The following is a 6,576-nucleotide window of genomic DNA, read 5'->3' on the forward strand; positions in this document are numbered from 1 at the left end:
CCCTCGACCGCGGCGGCGCGGGCACCGGGCGGCGCGGTCGCCGAGGTCGCGGTGCTCTCGTCACCCGCCGGCGCCTGCTGCGCGGACCCGCCGGTGCACCCGGTCGCGGCCCACGCGAGGGCGAGCGTGACGCCGAGGGCGAGACCGCGTCGTCGGGCACGGCCTCCGGGCAGGGGCGAGCGGGCCGGCAGGGGCGAGGGGAAGAACAGGGACGCCACCGGTCGATGCTGTCACGTCCCGGCCGTTCCGCTACCGCAGGACGGTCCCGCGGGCGGTGAGGGCCGCCACGTCGAGCGCACCGGTCAGCCGTGGGTCACCAGTCGACCTGCGGCGTCGGGTGGAAGGCGCGGCCGTCACGCCGCCACGACGCCGCCTCGTGCGCGACGCGACGCCGGTAGTCGTCCCAGTCCTTGCGCTTCGGGGCGCTCCACGCGACCTCCGCCACCGCGGACAGGCGCGGCAGGAGCATGGTGAACAGGTCCTCGGTCGTCGCCAGCGTCTCCGTCCACACGGCGGCCTCGACACCCTCGATCGCCGCGGCGGGCAGCGCGTCGACGACGTCCTCGGGCTCCCAGTCGTACGCGTCGCGCAGCTCGACGTACCCGGCCCACTTCAGCCCGAGCGGGAAGTCCTCGGTGTACTTCATGTCGAGGTAGACGCGGTTCGCCGGCGAGAGGACCACGCGGGCGCCCGTCCGCGCCGCCTCGACGAGGTACGCGAGGTCGGTGGCGTTGGTGTCCCAGTACTGGACGACCGCGCCGGGCCGCAGCGGCGCCTTCGCGGCCTCCTGCCACACGACGGGCGTCTTGCCGGCCTCGCGGACCACCCGCTCGCCGAGCTCGACGAACCGCGCGTACTCGTCGGCCTCCATCGTCAGCACCTCGTCGCCGCCCAGGTGCACATGCTCCCCGGCCGTCGCGCGCGCGAGGTCGGTGAGGACGTCGCGCAGGAACGGCTCGGTCGCGGGCAGGTCGAACGTCAGGCGCGAGAAGCCGACCTCGATGCCCTGGTAGGCGTCGGTCGGCACGCCGTCGGGCCGCAGCTCCCCGTACGCGTGCGTCGCGGCGTTGACGTGGCCCGGCAGGTCGATCTCGGGCACGACACGCACGCCGCGGCCGGCGGCGTGCTCCTGGAGGGCGTGAAAGTCGTCGAGGGACAGGTACCCGCCGGGCCCGCCGGAGACGTCGCTGTCCGACGAGACCCGCACGAGCTCGGGCCGCGACGGCGTCTCGATGCGCCAGCCCTGGTCGTCCGTCAGGTGCAGGTGCACCACGTTGAGCTTGTAGGCGGCGGCGACGTCGACGACCTCCCGGAGCTGGTCGAGCCCGAAGAAGTGGCGCGCCACGTCGACCGAGAGACCTCGCCACGGGTAGCGGGGCGCGTCGTGCACGACGACGTGCGGCACCCGGGCCGTGCCGCCCGCGGTCCCGACCTCGTCGGCGGGCTCCGCGAGCTGGCGCAGGGTCTGCGCGGCGTGCAGCAGGCCGACCCGCCCGGGTGCGGAGAGCACCACGCCGTCCGCGTCGACGACGAGCGTGTAGCGCTCCTCGCTCGTCGAGCCCGCGGGGCCGGCGTCCGGGTCGAGCCGCAGCACGACCGGCACCACGCCCGGGGCCCCCGGCGCGTCCGCCGCGTCGCGGAGACCGACCCCCCGCGCGGCGAGGACGTCGGAGACGACGGCCTCTGCTCCCGCCGCCGCGTCCCCGAGCCCCTCGGACCGCACGTGCGCGGCCACCAGGACGAGGTGGCCGTCGCCGGCGTCGACGTGCAGGGGCTGAGGGATGAGCGCGACCATCGTGACCTCGGTGTCGGGTGCGGGGTGGCAGGGTTTTGCTAGGAGCCCACCCTAAAGGCGGGGCGCGGCCCCGCCAAGGCCCGACGCCGGGGTCAGGACCGCGCGGCCACGTACCGCGGTGCGGGCTCGAGCGCGAGGACGCCCTCGACGTCGAGCGCCGGGTCCCCCGAGCCGGTCGTCCAGCCGCCCACGGCACCCGCGGGCAGCTCCTCGGCGACGTCCTCCCACGCGTCGAGCCGCGGCGCGTACCCGCCGTCCGCGACCGACTGCACGACGACCGCGAGCTCGCCGTCCCCGGCGTCGAGGCCGGCGAGGCCGTCCACGGCGTCGGCCGACGGCACCTGCACCACGAGCAGCTTCTGCGGCACGCCCTGCGCGCGCACCAGTGCGGCGAGCGTGTCGACGGCGGCCTGGACCTCGGCCACCTCCACCGCGCCGGACCCGCCGGTGCCGCGCCGCGCGTCGACGTCGAGCGCCACGCCGACGCCCGGGAGCGCGAGCAGGTCCGCGTACCGGTCCAGCTGCTCGTCGAACGTCGCCCGTCCGGGCTCGAAGCGCAGGACGACCTGGACGCCGGCCGCGGCCGCGGCGTCCGCGAACGGCCGCAGCTCGTCGGCCGGGAGCTCGGCCGAGTAGTTCCCGTCCGCACCGGCGCTCGACGACGCCATGGTGGCCGGCACCTCGACGACCGGGACGGTGGCCCGCGGGTCCTCGGCGCCGTAGGCCTCCGCCGCGTCGCGCGCCCGCTGGAGCGCGGCCTGCGCGTCCTCCTCGTCGACCGCCACGAGGCGCGACGTCACCGCGTCCGCGCTGGTCGTCACATATCTCGAGTCCCCGGCGAGCACGAGCTGGGAGCCGGACGGCAGCAGCGCCCCGGACTCCGCGGCCGCCAGGCGCCAGGCGAGGTCCTCCGACGTGCCGAACCCCTGCCCGATGCCGACGACGGCGAGCGCCTTCGCGGCGGCGATCGTCTCGACGACGGCGGGGTCGGAGCGCGGGTCGCCGTCGGCGACCTCGACGGGCAGCGCGCCGGCGGCGCGGGCCGTCGCGACGGCGGCGACGTGAGCGTCGCCCGGCTGCGCGAGCACGAGCACCTCGGTGAGGACGTCGGCCTCGCCGCGCTCGGGGAGGGCCGCGAGCACGTCGTCGACGTCGCGCGGGTCCAGCTCCCCGTCGGGCGTGAGGGCGTCGACGTCGAGGTGGACCGTCGTGACGCCCTCGAGGCCGCCCACCGAGGCGACCGGCGCGGTCTCCGTCTCGCCCTCGTCGACGCTCCCCGGCGGAGGCGCGTCCGGGCTCACCTCGACGACGGCGACGGTGCCGAGGCGCGAGAGCTCCGTGCGCACGCCGTCGTCGGAGATCCCCCCGCCCACCAGCAGGACCGGCGCGGTCAGCCGGGCGGCCGCGGCCGCCGCGGTGGCCTGGGCCGCGCCGTCGTCCGCGGACGCGAGGACGACCACGGGCGCGGCGGCGAAGAACGTCTGGCTCGCCGTGAGCGCGAGCTCGGCGGCGTCGGTCGAGCCCAGCACGAGCACGCTGTCGGCCGGCTCGGCCGCCTGGGCGGCGAGCCCCGTGTCGCGCGACGAGCTGTCGGCCTCGGCGGACTCGGTGGCGCACCCGGCGACCGCGGACGCCACCCCCACGGCGAGGACGGCCGTCGCGGCGATCGTGACGAATCGGACCTTCCGTAAGTTCACGTGCCCCATCATCGCGCACGGTCCGGCTGCTCACGACCGGCGGCGGTGAGGGTCTCGTGAGGGCGTGGCGGCTCGCGGACCACCCTTGCCCCCGGCATACTTGCGCACGACCCCACCGAGACCATGAGGAGACTGCATGTCGACCCCCGACCAGCCCGATCGGCCCCGCGACCCGCAGGACCCGACGCCGTCCGGACCCCCGTCGTACGGCTCGCAGCAGCCGGAGAACCCGCAGTCCGGGCAGCCCGAGGCGCCTCGGTACGGCGCTCAGCACGAGCCGCAGTACGGCGCACCGCAGGCGCCGCAGTACGGGGCAGGGCAGAGCCCGCAGTACGGCGCATCCCAGGCCCCGCAGTACGGGTCGACGCCCGGCTACCAGGCGCCCGGTGAGAACCCCGGCAAGACGATGGGCATCATCGGCCTCGTGCTGTCGTTCCTCGGCTGCCTGTCGATCGTCGGCATCATCCTCAGCATCGTCGCGCTGAACAAGTCGAAGAAGGCCGGGTACGGCAACGGCATCGCCGTGGCCGGCATCATCGTCGGCGCCATCGTGCTCATCGGCTCGATCATCTTCGGCGTCGTCTTCTGGCAGGGCGTCCAGGCCGTCGCCGAGGCGTGCGAGGGCGTGCCGTCCGGCGAGACCACCACGCTCAACGGCGTGCTCATCACCTGCCCCTGAGACCAGCGGCGACGCGAGAGCCCCGGACCGTGCGGTCCGGGGCTCTCGTGCGTCCGGGCCGTGGCGCGCCCACCACGCGCCGTCAGGCGCTCCGCCGTCGAGCGCGGGTCTGCGCGGACCCGTGCGGGTCGGTCAGGAGGCGTGCTGGTACGCGGGGTAGTCGATGTAGCCCGTGTCACCGGCGTAGAAGTGAGCAGGGTCGGCCCCGGCGAGGGGCAGCCCGAGGCGCAGCCGCTCGACGAGGTCAGGGTTGGCGATGTAGGCGCGGCCGAAGCTGATCAGGTCGGCGCCGAGGCCGAGCCAACGGTCGGCCGACTCCCGGTCGGTGGGCACCGGGCCGTAGGCCGCTCCGCCGCGCCGCAGCCAGGTGCTCGGGTTGACCATCATGGTGCCGCCCCAGCGCCTGCGGAGCTCGAGCATGGTGGCGTCGTCCGCGGTCGCCTCGAGGTGCACGTAGGCCAGACCGAGCCCGTCGAGCTCCGTGAGCAGGGCTCCGTAGAGCTCGGGGACGTCGTGCTCGACGACGTCCCAGATCCCGGCGCCGGGCGAGAGGCGGACACCGGTCCGGGCGGCGCCGATCGCGTCGGCCGTGGCCTCGACGGCCTCGACGGCGAACCGGATGCGGTTGGTGATCGAGCCGCCGTACCGGTCGGTGCGCAGGTTCGCGTTGGAGGAGAGGAACTGGCCGATCAGATAGCCGTTGGCGCCGTGGACCTCGACGCCGTCGAAGCCGGCGCCGATCGCACGGACGGCCGCCTCGGCGTACGACCGCGCCTGCTCGGGGACCTCCTCCGTGGCCAGCGCGCGTGGGACCGGTGCGGGTCGCGGGCCGGCCGGGGTGAAGACCGAGGCGTCGGCTGCGACGGCTGACGGCCCGACCGGCCGGACACCGGTGATGGACTCGTGGCCGATGCGACCACCGTGCATGAGCTGGGCGAAGATCCGCCCACCGTTGACATGGACCGCGTCCGTGACCGGCTTCCACGAGGCGGCCTCCTCCTCGGTGCGCAGGCCTGCGGCCCCAGGGTTGGCGGTCCCGACGAGATTCGGCTGAGCGCCGTCGGAGATCAGCAGCCCCGCGCTCGCGCGCTGGGCGAAATAGGTCGCCATCCGCGCGGTCGCGCGCCCGTCCGCGGTACCGCGCACCCGGGACATGGGCGCCATGACGACGCGGTTGGGCAGGGTGAGCCCGCCCACCTGGTAGGGGTCGAAGAGACTGGTCATCGGCGGCGCTCCTCCGGTGTCGGCGACTGGACGCCGGTTACGCTAGAACCTCACGCCGACGTCAGAGGCAAGTCCTCGGGCGAGGATGTGACCGGGATCATGGAGGTGCTGGTGAGGATCGGAGAGCTGGCCGAACGAGCCGGGGTCAGCGTGCGCTCGCTGCGCTACTACGAGGAGCAGGGTCTGCTGACGGCACAGCGCAGCGCCTCGGGGCAGCGGCACTACCCCGAGGAGGCGGTCGAGACCGTCGCGCTCCTCAAGATGCTGTACGCGGCCGGGCTGACCAGCCGTGTCATCGCCGAGCTGCTGCCGTGCACCTACGAGCCGAGCATCCAGGCCAGCGACCGGTCGTTCGACAGGATGCTCCGCGAGAGAGAGCTGCTCAAGGCCCGCATCGACGACCTCGTCGTCACGCTGGGCGCCCTCGACGACGTCATCGCGACCAACCGACGTTGGCGCGCGCTCCAGGCGCAGGACACCGAGGCCGCCGCCGGCTGACCCGACCGTGCGGACCGCCCGCGCAGCGGGCCCGGCGAGCCTTGGGCCGACGCCCCGGGTGTGCGAAAGGGCCGTCGATCAACGCTTGCGCGTAGATCGACGGCCCCTTCAGCGGTGGAGCTAGGGGGATTCGAACCCCCGACCTTCTCATTGCGAACGAGACGCGCTACCAACTGCGCCATAGCCCCTCGAGCGGTGTACAGATTAGCACCTCGGGGGCGGGGTCCTGCAAACCGGCACCGCGGGCGCGCCCGGCCCTCGACCCGGCGTCACCCGCGGGCTACTGCCCCGCGGCGCGACGCCGGGCGAGGATCTCGTTGAGGTCGAGGCCGAGCGTCTCGGTCTTCGGCTTCTGCACGTCGCCCTCCGCCCGCTCGGGCGCCGGCGCCGCCACGACGGCCGTCGCGCCCCCCGCCGACGGTGACGGCTCGGCCTGCGGCAGCGGAGCCGGCTCCCGGCGCGGAGCCGTGGGCTTCATCGTGTACGTCGGCCGTGGCACGGGGACGGGGTCCCAGGCGCGCCCGGACGGGACGCGGTCCTCCGTACGCTCACGGCCCGGCTGCTCGGCGTCCGCCGGGGCGTCCGTGGCGTCGGTGACGGCCGTGGCGGCCCCGCCTCCGCCGTCCGCCCCGGTCACCGTGGCCGCCGCGGGCGCCGCGGGCGCCGGCGACGCAGCAGCCGAC

At 75.2% G+C, this 6,576-nt stretch carries 6 protein-coding genes, 1 tRNA gene and 1 pseudogene; 2 read left to right on the forward strand and 6 right to left on the reverse strand.

All coding sequences use genetic code 11. From position 1 onward, the window contains the following. From JZ5iCDA_RS14400 to JZ5iCDA_RS14410, 3 genes are all read right to left on the reverse strand, one after another. A partial coding sequence (locus JZ5iCDA_RS14400; protein ID WP_216093453.1) for a hypothetical protein occupies window positions 1-218 on the reverse strand: 218 nt, incomplete at its 3' end. A 95-nt stretch (window positions 219-313) separates the two neighbouring features. After that, window positions 314-1,795 (reverse strand): family 20 glycosylhydrolase, encoded by a 1,482-nt coding sequence (locus JZ5iCDA_RS14405; protein WP_069387789.1) that lies wholly within the window; start codon window positions 1,793-1,795, stop codon window positions 314-316. A 92-nt stretch (window positions 1,796-1,887) separates the two neighbouring features. Continuing rightward, window positions 1,888-3,492 (reverse strand): hypothetical protein, encoded by a 1,605-nt coding sequence (locus tag JZ5iCDA_RS14410; RefSeq protein ID WP_139123129.1) that lies wholly within the window; start codon window positions 3,490-3,492, stop codon window positions 1,888-1,890. Window positions 3,493-3,628: 136 nt separating this feature from the next. Between JZ5iCDA_RS14410 and JZ5iCDA_RS14415 the strand changes: the two genes are divergently transcribed. Continuing rightward, a complete protein-coding gene (locus JZ5iCDA_RS14415) occupies window positions 3,629-4,171 on the forward strand; it encodes a DUF4190 domain-containing protein (protein ID WP_083260037.1) in 543 nt (180 codons plus the stop codon). A 132-nt stretch (window positions 4,172-4,303) separates the two neighbouring features. On the opposite strand, the gene JZ5iCDA_RS14420 is transcribed toward JZ5iCDA_RS14415, so the two are convergent. Next, a complete protein-coding gene (locus JZ5iCDA_RS14420; protein ID WP_069387791.1) occupies window positions 4,304-5,395 on the reverse strand; it encodes an alkene reductase in 1,092 nt (363 codons plus the stop codon). Window positions 5,396-5,506: 111 nt separating this feature from the next. On the opposite strand from JZ5iCDA_RS14420, the gene JZ5iCDA_RS14425 reads away from it, so the two are divergent. After that, a complete protein-coding gene (locus JZ5iCDA_RS14425) occupies window positions 5,507-5,893 on the forward strand; it encodes a MerR family transcriptional regulator (protein WP_171905392.1) in 387 nt (128 codons plus the stop codon). A gap of 115 nt (window positions 5,894-6,008) precedes the next feature. On the opposite strand, the gene JZ5iCDA_RS14430 is transcribed toward JZ5iCDA_RS14425, so the two are convergent. Both JZ5iCDA_RS14430 and JZ5iCDA_RS19035 read right to left on the reverse strand, forming a co-directional pair. Next, window positions 6,009-6,081, reverse strand: a tRNA-Ala gene (locus JZ5iCDA_RS14430). A gap of 92 nt (window positions 6,082-6,173) precedes the next feature. Beyond that, window positions 6,174-6,576 (reverse strand): annotated as a pseudogene (locus tag JZ5iCDA_RS19035) (hypothetical protein); the annotation flags it as partial.

The sequence above is a fragment of the Cellulosimicrobium cellulans genome (assembly GCF_001722485.1).
GTDB classification, from domain to species: domain Bacteria; phylum Actinomycetota; class Actinomycetes; order Actinomycetales; family Cellulomonadaceae; genus Cellulosimicrobium; species Cellulosimicrobium cellulans_A.

What these genes read in the sequence shown, in the direction of transcription:
- JZ5iCDA_RS14405 (WP_069387789.1), bottom strand. Translation starts at nt 1,795, where the DNA reads ATGGTCGCGCTCATCCCTCAGCCCCTGCACGTCGACGCCGGCGACGGC.
- JZ5iCDA_RS14415 (WP_083260037.1), top strand. Translation starts at nt 3,629, where the DNA reads ATGTCGACCCCCGACCAGCCCGATCGGCCCCGCGACCCGCAGGACCCG.
- JZ5iCDA_RS14420 (WP_069387791.1), bottom strand. Translation starts at nt 5,395, where the DNA reads ATGACCAGTCTCTTCGACCCCTACCAGGTGGGCGGGCTCACCCTGCCC.